Annotated in this window: 18 protein-coding genes and 1 pseudogene; 13 read left to right on the top strand and 6 right to left on the bottom strand. The window is 73.8% G+C overall.

Annotated features, from left to right (window positions below; genetic code table 11):
* The first annotated feature begins 150 nt into the window (after positions 1-150).
* The 5 genes from hisN to DA06_RS13530 all read left to right on the top strand — a co-directional run bounded on the left by hisN (position 151) and on the right by DA06_RS13530 (position 4,396).
* Positions 151-957 carry a histidinol-phosphatase gene (hisN, locus tag DA06_RS13550; RefSeq protein WP_043500923.1) on the top strand — a complete coding sequence of 269 codons (807 nt, stop codon included), beginning with the start codon at positions 151-153 and terminating at the stop codon, positions 955-957.
* 89 nt (positions 958-1,046) lie between these two features.
* On the top strand, positions 1,047-1,574 hold the full coding sequence (locus tag DA06_RS13545; protein WP_043500922.1) for a DUF1992 domain-containing protein: 528 nt from the start codon (positions 1,047-1,049) through the stop codon (positions 1,572-1,574).
* A 58-nt stretch (positions 1,575-1,632) separates the two neighbouring features.
* Positions 1,633-2,040: a metallophosphoesterase family protein gene (locus DA06_RS13540; RefSeq protein ID WP_418605244.1), complete on the top strand. Its 408-nt coding sequence runs from the start codon at positions 1,633-1,635 to the stop codon at positions 2,038-2,040.
* Positions 2,041-2,081: 41 nt separating this feature from the next.
* Positions 2,082-2,837, top strand: coding sequence for an exonuclease SbcCD subunit D (locus DA06_RS13535; protein WP_418605243.1), 756 nt, complete (start codon positions 2,082-2,084; stop codon positions 2,835-2,837).
* Positions 2,837-4,396 (top strand): AAA family ATPase, encoded by a 1,560-nt coding sequence (locus DA06_RS13530; protein WP_418605242.1) that lies wholly within the window; start codon positions 2,837-2,839, stop codon positions 4,394-4,396. Before DA06_RS13535 ends, DA06_RS13530 begins: the two co-directional genes overlap by 1 nt.
* A gap of 174 nt (positions 4,397-4,570) precedes the next feature.
* Here the strand turns inward: DA06_RS13530 and DA06_RS13525 are convergent, their stop codons facing one another.
* Positions 4,571-5,278, bottom strand: coding sequence for a hypothetical protein (locus tag DA06_RS13525; protein WP_418605241.1), 708 nt, complete (start codon positions 5,276-5,278; stop codon positions 4,571-4,573).
* Between the two features lie 90 nt (positions 5,279-5,368).
* On the opposite strand from DA06_RS13525, the gene DA06_RS13520 reads away from it, so the two are divergent.
* The 4 genes from DA06_RS13520 to DA06_RS13505 all read left to right on the top strand — a co-directional run bounded on the left by DA06_RS13520 (position 5,369) and on the right by DA06_RS13505 (position 7,905).
* Positions 5,369-5,611 carry a hypothetical protein gene (locus DA06_RS13520; protein ID WP_418605240.1) on the top strand — a complete coding sequence of 81 codons (243 nt, stop codon included), beginning with the start codon at positions 5,369-5,371 and terminating at the stop codon, positions 5,609-5,611.
* 495 nt (positions 5,612-6,106) lie between these two features.
* Positions 6,107-6,481 (top strand): cold-shock protein, encoded by a 375-nt coding sequence (locus DA06_RS13515; protein WP_043500910.1) that lies wholly within the window; start codon positions 6,107-6,109, stop codon positions 6,479-6,481.
* A gap of 117 nt (positions 6,482-6,598) precedes the next feature.
* Positions 6,599-7,654 carry a DUF3027 domain-containing protein gene (locus DA06_RS13510; protein ID WP_418605239.1) on the top strand — a complete coding sequence of 352 codons (1,056 nt, stop codon included), beginning with the start codon at positions 6,599-6,601 and terminating at the stop codon, positions 7,652-7,654.
* Positions 7,651-7,905, top strand: a complete 255-nt coding sequence (locus DA06_RS13505; protein ID WP_418605238.1) for a hypothetical protein — start codon at positions 7,651-7,653, stop codon at positions 7,903-7,905. The genes DA06_RS13510 and DA06_RS13505 overlap by 4 nt, the downstream gene beginning before the upstream one ends.
* Before the next feature lie 111 nt (positions 7,906-8,016).
* Here the strand turns inward: DA06_RS13505 and DA06_RS13500 are convergent, their stop codons facing one another.
* Positions 8,017-8,403, bottom strand: coding sequence for a hypothetical protein (locus tag DA06_RS13500; protein WP_418605237.1), 387 nt, complete (start codon positions 8,401-8,403; stop codon positions 8,017-8,019).
* On the opposite strand from DA06_RS13500, the gene serC reads away from it, so the two are divergent.
* Positions 8,381-9,493, top strand: coding sequence for a phosphoserine transaminase (gene serC, locus DA06_RS13495; protein ID WP_043500903.1), 1,113 nt, complete (start codon positions 8,381-8,383; stop codon positions 9,491-9,493). The two genes, DA06_RS13500 and serC, sit on opposite strands and share 23 nt — an antisense overlap.
* Positions 9,494-9,526: 33 nt before the next feature.
* On the opposite strand, the gene DA06_RS13490 is transcribed toward serC, so the two are convergent.
* Both DA06_RS13490 and DA06_RS13485 read right to left on the bottom strand, forming a co-directional pair.
* Positions 9,527-10,081, bottom strand: coding sequence for a carbamoyltransferase N-terminal domain-containing protein (locus tag DA06_RS13490; protein ID WP_418608005.1), 555 nt, complete (start codon positions 10,079-10,081; stop codon positions 9,527-9,529).
* A 163-nt stretch (positions 10,082-10,244) separates the two neighbouring features.
* A pseudogene (locus tag DA06_RS13485) lies at positions 10,245-10,652 on the bottom strand (carbamoyltransferase N-terminal domain-containing protein); the annotation flags it as partial.
* Between the two features lie 307 nt (positions 10,653-10,959).
* Here DA06_RS13485 and DA06_RS13480 point away from each other — a divergent pair.
* Positions 10,960-11,175: a PfkB family carbohydrate kinase gene (locus tag DA06_RS13480; protein ID WP_418605236.1), complete on the top strand. Its 216-nt coding sequence runs from the start codon at positions 10,960-10,962 to the stop codon at positions 11,173-11,175.
* A gap of 39 nt (positions 11,176-11,214) precedes the next feature.
* Here DA06_RS13480 and DA06_RS13475 read toward each other — a convergent pair whose 3' ends face one another.
* Positions 11,215-11,700: a VOC family protein gene (locus tag DA06_RS13475; RefSeq protein WP_043500890.1), complete on the bottom strand. Its 486-nt coding sequence runs from the start codon at positions 11,698-11,700 to the stop codon at positions 11,215-11,217.
* A 100-nt stretch (positions 11,701-11,800) separates the two neighbouring features.
* Between DA06_RS13475 and DA06_RS13470 the strand changes: the two genes are divergently transcribed.
* Entirely contained in the window at positions 11,801-12,652 is an 852-nt protein-coding gene (locus DA06_RS13470; RefSeq protein WP_052436740.1) for a helix-turn-helix domain-containing protein, read from the top strand.
* Between the two features lie 37 nt (positions 12,653-12,689).
* Here the strand turns inward: DA06_RS13470 and DA06_RS13465 are convergent, their stop codons facing one another.
* A complete protein-coding gene (locus tag DA06_RS13465; protein WP_043500888.1) occupies positions 12,690-12,917 on the bottom strand; it encodes a hypothetical protein in 228 nt (75 codons plus the stop codon).
* Positions 12,918-13,120: 203 nt separating this feature from the next.
* Between DA06_RS13465 and ppk2 the strand changes: the two genes are divergently transcribed.
* Positions 13,121-14,047 (top strand): polyphosphate kinase 2, encoded by a 927-nt coding sequence (gene ppk2, locus DA06_RS13460; RefSeq protein WP_418605235.1) that lies wholly within the window; start codon positions 13,121-13,123, stop codon positions 14,045-14,047.
* Positions 14,048-14,079 lie beyond the last annotated feature (32 nt).

Raw genomic sequence — 14,079 nt, 5'->3', positions numbered from 1 at the left:
CCCGTCAACTCCTCCGCGAAACGTCAACTCCTCGACGAGAAGTCAAGCCCTCCGCGAGACGTCAAGGCCTCCGCGACGACCTCCCGGCCCGCAGCTCGGGCTCCGTGCGCCGTGGCCGGCCAGGGCGGGGACCGCGATAGGTTGCCGAGCATGACTGTGCAAGGCGCGAGCCGCTTCACCGACGACCTGCGCCTGGCGCACGTGGTCGCCGACCAGGTCGACGGGCAGACGATGGCACGCTTCGGCGCCCAGGACCTCCACGTGGAGACCAAGCCGGACCTTACCCCGGTCTCCGACGCCGACCGCAGCGCCGAGGAGATCGTCCGCGCCCAGCTCGCCCGGACCCGCCCCCGCGACTCGGTGCTCGGCGAGGAGTTCGGGACCACCGGCCACTCGCAGCGACAGTGGGTGGTCGACCCGATCGACGGGACCAAGAACTTCGTCCGCGGCGTCCCGGTCTGGGCCACGCTCATCGGGCTCGTCGAGGACGGCGAGGTGGTGCTCGGCGTTGTCTCGGCGCCCGCGCTGAACCGGCGCTGGTGGGCCGCGAAGGGGGCCGGCGCCTGGACCGGCCGGTCCCTGTCCGCAGCCCGCCAGATCCACGTCTCCGGCGTCTCCGACCTCGCCGACGCCTCCCTCAGCTACTCGAGCCTCGACGGCTGGGCCGAGCGCGGTTCCCTGCGCTCGTTCCTCGGGCTGGCGCAGCAGGTGTGGCGCACCCGGGCCTACGGGGACTTCTGGTCGTACATGCTGGTGGCCGAGGGGGCGGTCGACATCGCCTGCGAGCCGGAGCTCGAGCTGTACGACATGGCGGCCCTGGTCCCGATCGTCACCGAGGCGGGCGGCCGGTTCACCAGCCTCGACGGCGCGGACGGCCCCTGGGGCGGAAACGCGGTGGTGACGAACTCGCTGCTCCACGACGCCGTGCTGGCCCAGCTCTCCTCCGAGCTCGACTGATCCACGCGCACGCCCCTCTCGGCGCCCGGGCCCGCCGCTCCGGGAGAACCACCTCGCGTCCGCGCGCCGTCCCGCCGACAATGGGGGCGATGACCGAGCGCAAGCCCACGGACGTGCCGGCCGGAAACTGGGTCGACCAGCTGATCCGCGCCGCCCAGGAGCGGGGCGAGTTCGACGACCTGCCCGGCGCCGGGAAGCCGTTGCCCGGCATCGACGCGCCGCTCGACGAGGACTGGTGGGTGCGCCAGAAGATCCGCGACGAGGGCCTTCCCGCGGACGCGCTCCTGCCGCCCGCGCTGCTGCTGCGCAAGGAGGTGGCCGGGCTGCCGGAGGCGGTGCGGGACCTCCCCACCGAGGAGGCCGTGCGCGAGGCCGTCCGCGAGGTGAACCTGCGCGTGGCGGCGTGGATCCGTACGCCGACCGGACCGGTCGTGCCCGTCTCGCCCGCCGACCCCGAGAAGGTCGTCACCGCCTGGCGGACCGCCCAGGGTGGTCCGGCGGCCAGCGGGGCGGAGGCGCCGGAGCCGCCGGAGCCGCCGGAGCCGGAGCCGACGCCGGACGGCGAGGAGCCGTTCGCCCGTCGCTCCTGGTCGCGCCGGCTGCTGCGCGGCGTGTGAGCGGCACGCGTCCAGAGGTTCCCGGGCGATGTCGGTGCCCGGGGTTACGTTCACCCGCATGCGGATCCTGCACACCTCGGACTGGCACCTGGGCCGGACCCTGCACGGGGTGGACCTCACGGACCACCACGCCCGGTTCCTCGACCACCTGGTCGAGCTCGTGCGTGACGAGCGTGTCGACGCCGTTCTGGTGGCGGGCGACGTCTACGACCGCGCCATCCCTCCGGTCGACTCCGTGGAGCTGCTCTCCGGGACGCTGGCGCGACTGACCGAGCACGCGCACGTGGTCCTCACGCCGGGCAACCACGACTCCGCCACGCGCCTCGGCTTCGGTTCGGCCATGTTCCGGGACCGCCTGGCCGTGCGCTCCAGGATCTCCGGCGTCGGCGAGCCGGTCGAGCTCCCCGACGCGACGGCGGCACGGGTGCCCTCGTCTACGCCCTGCCGTACCTCGACCCGGACCTGACCCGGGCCGAGCTGACCGAGGACGGTGAGGACGGCACGCCGGTGCGTCCCGCCCGCTCTCACGAGGCGGTGACCGCCGCGGCGCTGCGCCGCGTGAGCGCCGACCTGACCCGGCGCCGCACGGACGGCGGCGCACGCGTCGCGGCCGTCCTGGTCGCCCACGCCTTCGTGACCGGGGGCGCCCCGAGCGAGTCGGAGCGGGACATCCGCGTCGGCGGCGTCGACCAGGTCCCGTCCGGCGTGTTCGGCGGGCCCGACCTGCTCGACTACGTCGCCCTCGGGCACCTCCACGGAGCGCAGCACGTCGGCCGGGACGGCGTGGACCCGGTGATGCGCTACGCCGGCTCCCCCCTGGCCTTCTCGTTCTCGGAGGCCCGCCACCGCAAGTCGACGGCGCTGGTCGACCTGGGCCCGGACGGCGTCCGGAACGTCGAGCTCGTCGACGCCCCGGTGGCCCGCCGGCTCGCCGACGCGACCGGCACGCTCGAGGAGCTGCTCGGCCGTGGCTTCGACCACCTCACCGACCACTGGCTGCGGGTCACGGTCACCGACGACGTCAGGCCCGACCAGATGTGGGCCCGGATCTCCAGGCGCTTCCCGCACGCCCTGGTGGTCCAGCACAACCCGGCCCGCACGGCGCAGCGGCCGGGAGCCTCCCGCGTCGGGCCGCAGCAGGACCCGCTCGAGGTGGCTGCCCAGTTCCTCCGGGCGGCCGGCGGGCGACCGCCCGGACCGGGCGAGCTCGCGGCGCTGCGGGACGCGTACGAGTCCGTCCTCGCCGAGCAGAGGAGCGCCTGATGCGGATCCACCGGCTCACCCTCCAGGCCGTCGGGCCGTTCCCGGGCAGGCACACCGTCGACCTCGACGCCCTCTCCGCCGGCGGGCTGTTCCTCCTGGAAGGGCCGACCGGCGCCGGCAAGTCGACGATCATCGACGCCGTCGTGTTCGCCCTCTACGGCACCGTGGCGGGCGGCGAGTCCTCGGACGACCGCCTGCACTCCGACCACGCGGCGGCCGAGGTCGAGCCCTACGTCGAGCTGACCTTCTCCACCGGCGCGGGCATCTACCGGGTGTGGCGCTCGCCGAGGTTCGAGCGCCCGAAGCGGCGCGGGGGCGGAACGACCACCCAGAACGCGCGGGCGAAGCTCTGGCGGCTGAGCACGGTGGACGACGAGGGTGAGCCCGTCTCCGCCCAGGTCCAGGAGGTCGGCGCGGAGCTCGGTCGCATCGTGGTGCTCGATCGGGCCCAGTTCACCCAGACCGTGGTGCTGCCCCAGGGACAGTTCGCCTCCTTCCTGCGCGCCAGGCCGGAGGACCGGCGCACGGTCCTGCAGGACGTTTTCGGCACCGAGATCTACGACCGGCTGCAGAAGCGGCTCGCCGAGATGGCACGAACCGCCAGAGCGGACCTCGAACGTGCGACGTCGGAGGTGACCGCGGCGGCGTCGACCTTCGCGACCTGCCTGGAGCCGGACCAACGGGTGCCTGCCGGTGAGGCGCCAGCCACCAGCACCGGTACCGCCGTCACCGGGGACGTCGGCACCACCGTGGAGGGCGCCGGCAACGCCGGCACGACCGGTGCAACGGCCGCGGCACCTGGCCTCCCCGTGCGCGAGGCGCTGCTCCGGGCGGCCGAGGATCTCGACGGCGCGGCGCTCACGGCCGCCGCCGAGGAGGCCTGCGCGCGGGCCGACGCTCGCGCGGCCCGCGCCGACGCGGCGCGCGAGTCGGCCGTCACCGCCGAGACGTCGGCCCGGCAGCGGCTCGACGCCCAGCGCGACCTCGGACAACGGATCGAGCGGCGGCGCACGCTGCGGGCCGAACACCTCGAGCCGCCTCAGGGCAGGGCCGGCGTCGAGACCGGCCGCCTTCGTGAGCGCGGCGGCCGTCCCCCTCCTCACCGGCGCCAGCGCGACGACCGCCTCGGCGACGGCCAGCTCCACCGTGTCCAGGGTGGCGAGCGCGCGCTCGACGCTGGGCCTGGACGAGGCGCGTGCGGCCAGCGACGTCAGGGACGACGGCGCGGGGGAGGACAGGTCCGGGCGGGCGGCGAGGAGCGCGGCCAGGGCGTCGTCGTCCCGGCGCTCCAGCGCCTCGGCGATGTCCGCCGTCGCGACCGTCCCCTGCGTCCTCATCCGCACCACATTACGACCGTGGGGAGCCACTTCCCGACGGCTGTCCGGCCGTCGCCGCGGCGCGCCCGCGGCCGGAGGGCGAAGATGTGGTCAGTCCGTCACTGCGGTCCGCCCGTCACCGGGTTCGCCGGCCGACGCCGACATGGGCGTAGGTGGCCGAGCGCGGTGAGGGCCGGCACGCGGATGGCGCGCGGCAGCGCTGGGCGTCGTCGGCGTCCGTAAGTGGGTCCGGTCAGCGGCTGTGCGGCAGCCCGCGTCCGTAAGTGGGGCTGAGCAGATTCAGTCCGCCTGGATCAACTTCACGTGCCAGGTGCCACTTACGGAGGGGCGGGCCCCTCGGCTCTGGTGCGGCCGCTGGTCAGTGGTGCGGCCGCTGGTCAGTGGTGCGGCCGCTGGTCAGTTTCTCGTCGGAAGCTGCATGAGCGCGGCGACGGGCTTCAGGTGGTCGAGGACGCTCCGGGGGAAGCCGTGGCACAGTCGGGTGAACGCTGACCGCGGGTCCCGAAGGTGACGGTCGACGTACCGGTGCATGACGGTACGCCTCGCACGAATAGCGTCTTCGCGCTGCTTCTCGGCGAACAGGGACTCGGGCGAGCTCAAGTACTTGCCGGCTCCGTCGTACTCGGCGACCACGCGTCGCGGTGCGAGCGGTCCTGGCGCGTATCGCCTCAGGTCCCATCCCATGTCGGTGTAGAAGTCGCCCTCGTCCGTCGCGACGAGGAGCTGAAGGGTGGGCTCGGGAAGTCCTCCGGCAACCGCGATCCACCGGAGATCGCTCTCGCCGGGTGACTCCGAGAAGCCGTCCGCGTACTGCAGCGCCGCGCGAGCAGCGACAAGGCCGTTACGGCGCCCGAGGTCAGCGAGCTTCGCGCGCAGGCCTTGCCGCGCCTTGGTCATCGCGCTCTCGGAACGCTCGCGATCGAACCGGTTGGGGCGGGCGAGCATGCGCAGAACGCTGTCCACGACCGGCAGCGCTCGACGGGGCGGCAGAGTCAGTGCGCAGTCGATAGCCGTGCGTTCGAGCGTCGTGACCTGCAGGCCGCCGACGACGGTGAGGTCATCCTGCGTCAGGTCGTGTGCGTAGTGGCGTCGAAGGTCGGGCACGTCCGGCTTGTGGGGTCGCCATCCGACGCTCAGATGAGTCCGTTCGTCCGAGGGACGGACCCAGGCCCCGTGCACGAGAGCGGCAGACTCGTGGCTCAGGACGACTCGACGGGGCAGCTGCTGGGAGACCGCGACGCACCGGGCGAGCGCAAGGAACTCGCGATGGGCCCAGCGTTCGGCCGGGAGCTCGCTGCTGAGGACGTACGCACCGGTACGTACGCGTACCAGTTCGCCGGCTCGGTGGGCGGATCGAGCGGTGCCGTACCCGATGTCGCGGGACAGCACGACGGTTGGCTGGGGGGCGGGGTGACGGTATCGGGGGCGGCATCGTGACAGCGTGGCCCGCGTCGAGCCGGGGTGTCGGCTGACCTGTGGAGCGGAACTCGCGTGGCGGAGCCTGTGGACCGGTCCTCCGGAGAGTTCTGCGCCGACGGCCCCCGGGCGCTCCGTCACATGTTCGATGCCCTTGTCTCCGCCAGCTGTCGGTCGTGCTCGACGAGCGGCGGCCGGGTGAAGTAACCGTGAGTGCCCCCGGGCCGATGAAGTTGGTCTCGATCGACTTCATCAGCTCAGGCCCACTTACCGTGTCGCTTGGCCGGAAAGCCTTGGCCCGGCGCGCACGGAGCTGCCCGCTCGAGGTGGCCCGGCGTGCACGGAGCTGCCCGCCCGAGGTAGCGCGGCGCGCCCGCAAGTGCCCGTGCCAGGCCCGGGAGTCCGCTCTCGGGGAAACGGCGGCCCGGGCGGTGCAGCGCCGGTATCCTTGGGGGCAGGAAGTGGCGCCGGCAGTGCCGGCGCCTTCGTCACGTGAGCAACAAAGGGGTCAGTCCCGTGCCTACCGGCAAGGTCAAGTGGTACGACGCCGAGAAGGGTTTCGGCTTCATCGCGGAGGACGGCGGCGGCGAGGTTTTCCTGCACGCCTCGGCCCTGCCGCACGGCGTGGCCCCCAAGCCCGGCACCAAGGTGGACTTCGGGGTCGCCGACGGCCGCCGCGGCCCGTCCGCGCTGTCCGTCACGATCCTCTCCGAGCCGCCCTCGGTGGCCAAGGCCCACCGCCGCCCGGCGGAGGAGATGGTCCCGATCGTCGAGGACCTCATCAAGGCGCTCGACCGGGCCTCGAACAGCCTGCACCGCGGCCGCTACCCCGAGAACGGGAAGAAGCTGGCCCAGGTGCTGCGGGTGGTCGCGGACCAGTTCGACCTCTGATCCCGCGGCCGGTCGTCGCCGTCGGGCGGGCGGGTCCGCCTCCGGCGGGCGCCCGCCTGCCGCGGTGTGCCCAGCCCGTAGACTGACGTCGTGCCAGCAGCCACGAAGAGCCCGCGCGTGACCACCCGAGCCCCCAGGGAGACGGTGCTCGCGAACGCGGTCGACCTCGCACGCGCGGCCGCCGAGGAGGTGGCGCTGCCTGGGCAGGTCGGCGAGCACCGCGGCGTCGTCGTGGAGGCCGACCGGCTGCTCACCCACGTCTTCGACGCCCTCGTCCCCGGCTACCGCGGCTGGCACTGGGCGGTCACCGTCGCCCGGCCTCCCCGCGGCCGCACCGCTACCGTCTGCGAGGTCCAGCTGCTCCCCGGCGAGGGGGCGCTCCTCGCGCCAGAGTGGGTGCCGTGGTCCGAGCGGCTGCGCCCCGGCGATGTCGGTCCCGGTGACGTCCTGCCCTACGTCGAGGACGACGAGCGCCTCGAGCAGGGCTACGAGGCCACCGGCGAGGATGCGGACCAGCTCGCCCTCTACGAGCTCGGCCTCGGCCGTGCCCGAGTGCTCTCCCCGGAGGGGCGCGCGCAGGCGCTGACCCGCTGGTACGAGGGCGACCGCGGTCCGTTCGCGCCGTCCGCGAAGGCAGCCGCGGCGCCGTGCTCGACCTGCGGGTTCTTCATGAAGCTCGCGGGCTCCCCGCGCACCGTCTTCGGCGTCTGCGCGAACGAGTGGTCGCCCGACGACGGTCGTGTCGTCTCCATGGACCACGGCTGCGGCGCCCACTCCGAGACCCGCGGCCCCGAGCCCGCCTCGCTGTGGCAGCCCTCCGAGCCGGTCGTGGACGAGCGCGACATGGAGGTGCTCGCGACCGCTCCCGTGGCCCCCGCCGCAAAGGCGGCCGACGGCGGGGCGACCGCACCCGCGGACAACCAGCCGGACGCCGGGGACCAGGTGTCGCGCGGGACGCCCGCGCCGGCCGAGAACCAGCCCGACGCCGAGGACCAGGCGCGGGCCGAGAACCAGCCCGACGTCGAGGACCAGGCGCCGGCCGACGTCACGGCCGAGATCGCCGGTGAGCAGGAGACCGAGAGCGCCGCCGACGGCGTCGCCGACGCTGACGCCGTCGCCGGCCCGGGCGCCGCGACCGGCACCGCCGAGGACGGGTCCGCGGACCGGGCATGAACCGGGCAGGCGCCGACCCGTTCGGTACCGCCGCCCTGCGGGAGGCAGCCCTCACGATCTGGCGCCGCGACCCCTCGCGCCTGCGTCAGGACGCCAACCTCGAGGAGGACCACGCCCGCGGCTACTACCGCGACCGCGTGGTCGTCGAGCTCGCCCAGCGCTCCGGTGGTCCTGCCGGTACTGGCGTGCCCATCGCGCACCGACGCGTCCGCGGCCGTGGCAGGCCTGGCACTCCTCTGCGGGTGACTTGAAGTCGGGCAGGGAGGCGGGCCGTGGGGCCGGGCCGGTGTCTCGGACCAGGCCGAGCCCGGAGCAGGCGGGGCAGGTTACGGTGGTGTTGCGTCGCACGGAACTCCTACGGGTCAGCGAGTCGGGGTGAGGGCCGGCGCCTGTTCGACGGGGTGGTCCGCGTCGGGAACGGGGCGTCGACGGAGGTGCGTAGGGACGATGACCGTCACCACGACGAGGAGCGCGGCGGCCAGCAGGACAGAAGCGCCGGTCAGGGCGGTGCTGACGTGCGCGGTGATCTCAGCGCCATCGTCTGGGCCGTCGGTGCCGGCGTGCGCGGAGACGGCGACGAGGATGCCCAGCCCGAGGGCCGTTCCCATCTGGTGAGCAGTGTTGACCAGGGCCCGCCCCCGGTGCTGCCGACCCGTGTCGCCACGGGGGCGCCGCGGCATGGACGCCCGGAACGACGGCGGCGAGCGGGTGGGAAGATCGGCTCCCATGGAGACGATCGCAATCCCCACCGACCTCCTGCCGGCCGACGGCCGCTTCGGCTGCGGCCCGTCGAAGGTGCGCTCGGCGCAGACCGACATGGTCGCCGCCCTGGGCACGACGGTGCTCGGCACCTCCCACCGGCAGGCGCCGGTGCGCTCCCTCGTCGGCCGCGTGAAGGAGGGTGTGGCCGCGCTGCTCGGTGCTCCGGACGGGTACGAGGTGGTCCTCGGCAACGGCGGCTCCACCGCGTTCTGGGACGCGGCGACCTTCTCGCTCGTCCGTGACCGCGCGCAGCACGCCGACTTCGGCGAGTTCGGGCACAAGTTCGCCACGGCCACCGACCGCGCGCCGTTCCTGGGGGCGTCGGACATCCGCACGGCCCCCGCCGGGCGCCTGGCCGTGTGCGAGACGGCCGGCGGCGTCGACGTCTACGCGTACCCGCACAACGAGACCTCCACCGGGGTGGTCTCCCCCGTCACCCGGTTCGGGGCCGGCGACGCGCTCACCGTCGTCGACGCGACCTCGATCGCCGGCGCGCGAGAGGTGGACCTGGCGGAGACGGACGTCTACTACTTCGCGCCCCAGAAGGTCCTCGCCTCCGACGGCGGTCTCTGGATCGCCGTCGTCTCCCCCGCCGCCGCGGCCAGGATCGAGGAGGTCACCGCGGACCGGTGGGTCCCCGACTTCCTCAACCTCCAGCTCGCCGTGGAGAACTCCCGCAAGGACCAGACCCTCAACACTCCGGCCGTCGGCACGCTGGTGCTGCTGGCCGAGCAGCTCGACTGGCTGAACGAGAACGGCGGCCTGGCGTGGTCCGCGGGACGCAGCCTCGAGTCCGCGGCGGCCCTCTACGACTGGGCGGAGGCGACGGCGGTGGCGACGCCGTTCGTCGCCGAGCCGGCGCACCGCTCCCCCGTGGTGGGCACGGTGGACTTCGACGCGTCGGTCGACGCCAAGACCCTCGCCGCGCAGCTGCGGGACAACGGCGTGCTCGACACGGAGCCGTACCGCAAGCTCGGCCGCAACCAGCTGCGCGTGGGGATGTTCCCGGCGATCGACCCCGAGGACGTCAGGGCCCTGACCGCGTGCGTCGACTACCTGGTGGAACGGCTCGCCTGAGCGGCGACGGCCGCGCGCGGTGACGCTGCAGGGCTACGGCCGCGACGACGGCGCCTCGGCGGTGCTCCCGGGGACGACGACGCTCAGCCGTCCCCCTTCGCGCCCGCCTTGGCGTGCCCGGGCGGGCTGCGACGGCATGGGGAGCGTGCTCTCGCCGCGGTCGGCGGCCGCCTGCAGGGCGGCACCGAGGGCGGTGCCGGCGTCGCCGGCGGCGGGCTGCACCCAGACGTCCTCGAACGCGGTCTCCCGCCAGATCCGGGAGTTCGCCACGCAGTTCAGGGCCGTTCCGCCGGCCATCGTGAGGACCTTGTCGCCGGTGCGCTCGTGGATCCAGGTGGCGAGGTCGACGAGGACCTCCTCGAGGCGGGCCTGGACCGAGCAGGCAACGTCGGCGTGCGCGCCTCGCCAGGACTCCTCGTCGAGGTGGGCGTCCCGGTCGCGGGCGGGCGCCCAGCGCGACCAGTCGGGGATCGGCGCCTCGAACCCGCCGTCGTCGGTGGCCCGGATCGTCTCGCGCAGCTCGTCCAGGTGACGCGGCGTGCCGTAGGAGGCCAGGGCCATGACCTTGTACTCGTCGGACGAGCGCAGGAAGCCCAGGTGTTCCGTGAGCGACTCGTAGAGCAGGCCGAGCGAGTGGGGGGAGGTCCTGGCTGGCGAGGACCTCGAGGGAGCCGCCGGTGTAGCGGCCGGACAGGTGCGAGGCGTGCTCGCCGCGGCCGTCGAGGACCAGCACGCTGCTGCTCGCGTGCGGCGAGGCCAGGGCGCCCGAGGCGGCGTGGGCGACGTGGTGGGGGACGAACCGGACCTTCTCGGGGTCGAGCCCGGGCAGCGCCGCGGCCAGGAACTGCGGGGCGCGTCGCGCGTAGGTCTGACGCAGGTGGTCCCAGGGGTCCACCAGCCCCATCTCCTCGGCGGGGCGGGCGAGGTCCGGGTCGTAGGAGTAGGCGACGACATCCAGGTCCGAGGCCCTCAGCCCCGCCTGCGCGAGGCACCAGCGCATGGCGAGCTCCGGCAGCTCCCAGGCGGCGAACGGCACCGGCCGCTTGCCGTGCTTGCGGCGGCTGAACCGCTCCTCCTCCGCGGCGGCGACGACCCTCCCGTCGATCACCAGGGCTGCGGACGGGTCGTGAAACAGGGCGTTGACTCCCAGTACGCGCATGAGTGGCGGACCTCCTCCGACTCGTTCACAGTCACCTATAGGTGATTCGGCTCACGGCCACCGTGGACCGTCTTCGCCCTCGCCGCACGCTGAACCGTTCTGCAGGGCAGAAACGCTTCTGCTGAACAGAAAGGGATGTGCCAGTGACCACCACCGCAGACCGGCCCACCACCCCCTCGGAAACCACCAGCGCGGGCCCGGCGGCCACCGGCGGGGCGCTCGCGCCGACCGCCGCGGGCCGCAGGCTGGCCGCGCGGTACATCGCCGGACGTGAGGTCCCGGCGACGGCGCGGCCGAGGTGGTCCGGGTGCCCGCCGTCCGTGTGGCGGCGCTCGACACCACGGGGGCGGGCGACTCGTTCGTCGGGGCGCTGGCGGTCGAGCTCGCCGGCGGCGCGACGCTGCAGGAGGCGGTGGGACTAGCGACGAAGGTCGCCGCGGTCGCCGTCACCCGTCGCGGAGCCCAGACCTCCTTCCCGACCCTGGAGGAGGTCAGCGGGCCGGGGGACGAAGCAGTCCGGTGAGCCTCGGCGGCCCGAGGGAGGGAGCGGGGCGGCAAGGCCTCAGGAGCCGCCGGAGCTCATCGACGCGGTCCAGGCGTCCAGCCCCCGCTGCACCTCGGCGTCGGTGCGGCGCACGGTCCGCGTCATGATGGTCCAGCGCACGCCGAACGGGTCCTGGATCGAGGCGAAGCGGTCACCGGTCACCTCGAAGTCGGCCGCCTCCTCGCGGACCCGGGCGCCCCGACCACGGGCGCGGTCGAGCACGGCGTCGACGTCGGGCACGTAGACGGCCAGGCTGAACGCGGCGTCGTCGGTGGACGGGTCGCACGCGACGGTGCGGAACTGCGGGCTCGGGTCCATGACGGTCATCCGCCCGGCGCCGAGGTCGAGCTCGCAGTGCAGGACGCACCCGTCCGGGCCGTCCATCCGGGTGGCGACGCGCGCGCCGAGCACCGCGGTGTAGAAGTCGATGGCCTCGCCCGCCGGCGAGACGACGACCAGCGGCGTGAGGGACGTGTAACCGGCGGGGAGAAATGGGGTGTCCATGGCGGACAGCGTCCCTAGGGTGCGGTCCGTGGCGCTTGAAGCTTCGCGACAACCTGGTCCGGTCGCCGCGGGGCCCCCACCGCGCGGCCCGGAGGGTGCGGTGCTGTGGCCGGCGGCCGGTTCCGAGGTGTTCACCAGCGACCGGCTGGCGCTGCCCGAGCCGCTCTCGCTCGTCGCCTCCCACTACTGGTCCGTGACGTGGCGGCGCGAGGCGTCCGAGCCCTTCCGCCAGCAGGTGCTCGGCCATCCGGTCACCCACCTGACCGTGGAGGCCGCGGAGGGCGGGCGGATCCACGGGCTCGCCGTGCCGGCCGCGCTCGTCCACGGCGTGGTCACGCACGTGTTCTCCGTGGACCTCCCGGTGGCGGGCCGTGTCGCCGGGCTGGCCTTCCGGCCGGGCGGGATGGCGGCTCTCCTGGACGTCTCCGTCCGTGACCTCACCAACCGGGTGGTGCCCGCGGAGTCGCTGTTCGGCGAGTCCGTGCACCAGCTCGCCGGGGAGGTCCTCGCCGAGCCCGACGACCCCGCCCGCCGCGACGTCGTCGCGCGCCACCTCGACCGGTGGCTCGGGCCGCACGTCGAACGCATCCGGTCCGACGCCGCCTACCGCACCGTCCGGGAGGCGACGGCGCTCATGCGGTCCCGCGAGCACGTCGCGCTGGCGTCGGTCGCGGCGCAGCTGCACGTCTCGCCACGGACGCTGCAACGGCTTTTCGCACGGTACGTGGGCGCCTCGCCGCTGTGGGTGCTGCGCCGTTACCGGCTCCAGGACGCCGTGGCCGCGATCGACGCGGGCGAGGGCGAGGACCTCGCGGGGCTTGCGGCGGCGCTCGGCTTCGCCGACCACGCCCACCTCGCGCGGGCGTTCAGCGCCGTGGTCGGGACGCCGCCGTCGGTGTACCGGCGCGGCGGCGCGTCCGGGCCGCGGACGGGAACCTGGCCGAGGCCGTGAGCACCGCTTCCGTCCGCGGGCCGGCCCGCGCGGGACGTCAGAAGTTGGACTGCGGCGGCGTGGAGTCGAACGACGTGCCCGTCGGGGCCGCGCCGCCGCCGGAGTAGCCCTCCCCAGTCGGGCTCTGGTCCCCGCCCCGGTGGAGACGGTCCTTCACCGTGGACGCGAGCTTGTCGGTCACCGCGGAGCCGCGCTCCTTGGCCATCTCGGTGACCCGGGACTCGACCTTCTGGACGTTCTGCTGGATGCGCGGGTTGTCCCACACCTTGGAGCTGGCCTTCTTGATCTTCTCGTACTGGCCGCGGCCGCGCGGGTCCCGAACAGGTAGCCGAGGCCGGCGCCGACGACGAAAGAGAACTTGCCCATGTGCGGAACCTCCGTGTGCGCGTGGTCAGGATGTCGTGCTGGTTCCCGAGCCTAGAACCGATCGCCCACGCCCGCCCGCGCTCGCCGGTCTAGCCTTGCTCCATGGCGAACGCGAAGAAGCGTCCCGACGGCGCGGCGGGCGCCGCCCTCACCAGCGCCGCCGAGGTGGGCGCGGACGGCAGGGCGCAGGGTGCGCCGTCGGAGGCCGTCGGGTTCCGCACCACGAAGATTCCGGACAAGATCTACAACGCCGAGCTGTACCGGCTGCAGGGCGAGCTGGGCAAGCTCCAGACGTGGGTGAAGTCGACGGGGGCGCGCGTCGTCGTCGTGTTCGAGGGCCGGGACGCCGCCGGAAAGGGCGGCACGATCAAGCGGATCACGGAGTACCTCTCCCCGCGCGTGGCTCGCATCGCCGCCCTGCCCGCACCGACCGAGCGGGAGAAGGGCCAGTGGTACTTCCAGCGCTACGTCGAGCACCTCCCCTCGGCCGGGGAGATGGTGCTGTTCGACCGGTCCTGGTACAACCGCGCCGGCGTCGAGAAGGTCATGGGGTTCTGCACGCCCGAGGAGCACAAGCGGTTCCTGCGCCAGTGCCCGATCTTCGAGCAGATGCTGATCGAGGACGGCATCTACCTGCGCAAGTACTGGTTCTCCGTCTCCGACGACGTCCAGCTCGAGCGGTTCCGCAAGCGCCTGACCGACCCGCTCCGGCAGTGGAAGCTCTCCCCCATCGACCTCGAGTCCATCACGCGGTGGGAGGACTTCTCGCGCGCCAAGGACGAGATGATGGTCCACACCGACACGCAGGTCGCGCCGTGGCACCACGTGGCCAGCGACTCCAAGAAGCAGGCGCGCCTGAACATGATCCACCACCTGCTGGAGTCGCTGCCCTACCGGGAGGTGCGCCAGGAGAAGGTGCGGCTGCCCGAGCGGCCGCCGGGCACGGGGTACCAGCGCCCGCCGATCGAGATCTCCTCCTACGTGCCGGACTGGGCCTCGACGCTCGTGGAGGATCCCTCGCGCGGCTGAGCGCGTCCTGGCATGCGCCGGACGGGACGACG

The organism is Georgenia sp. SUBG003 (assembly GCF_000715355.2).
GTDB lineage: Bacteria > Actinomycetota > Actinomycetes > Actinomycetales > Actinomycetaceae > Georgenia.
Note: the sequence above shows the minus strand (reverse complement) of the source record. Positions and strands in the feature narration are given on the sequence as shown.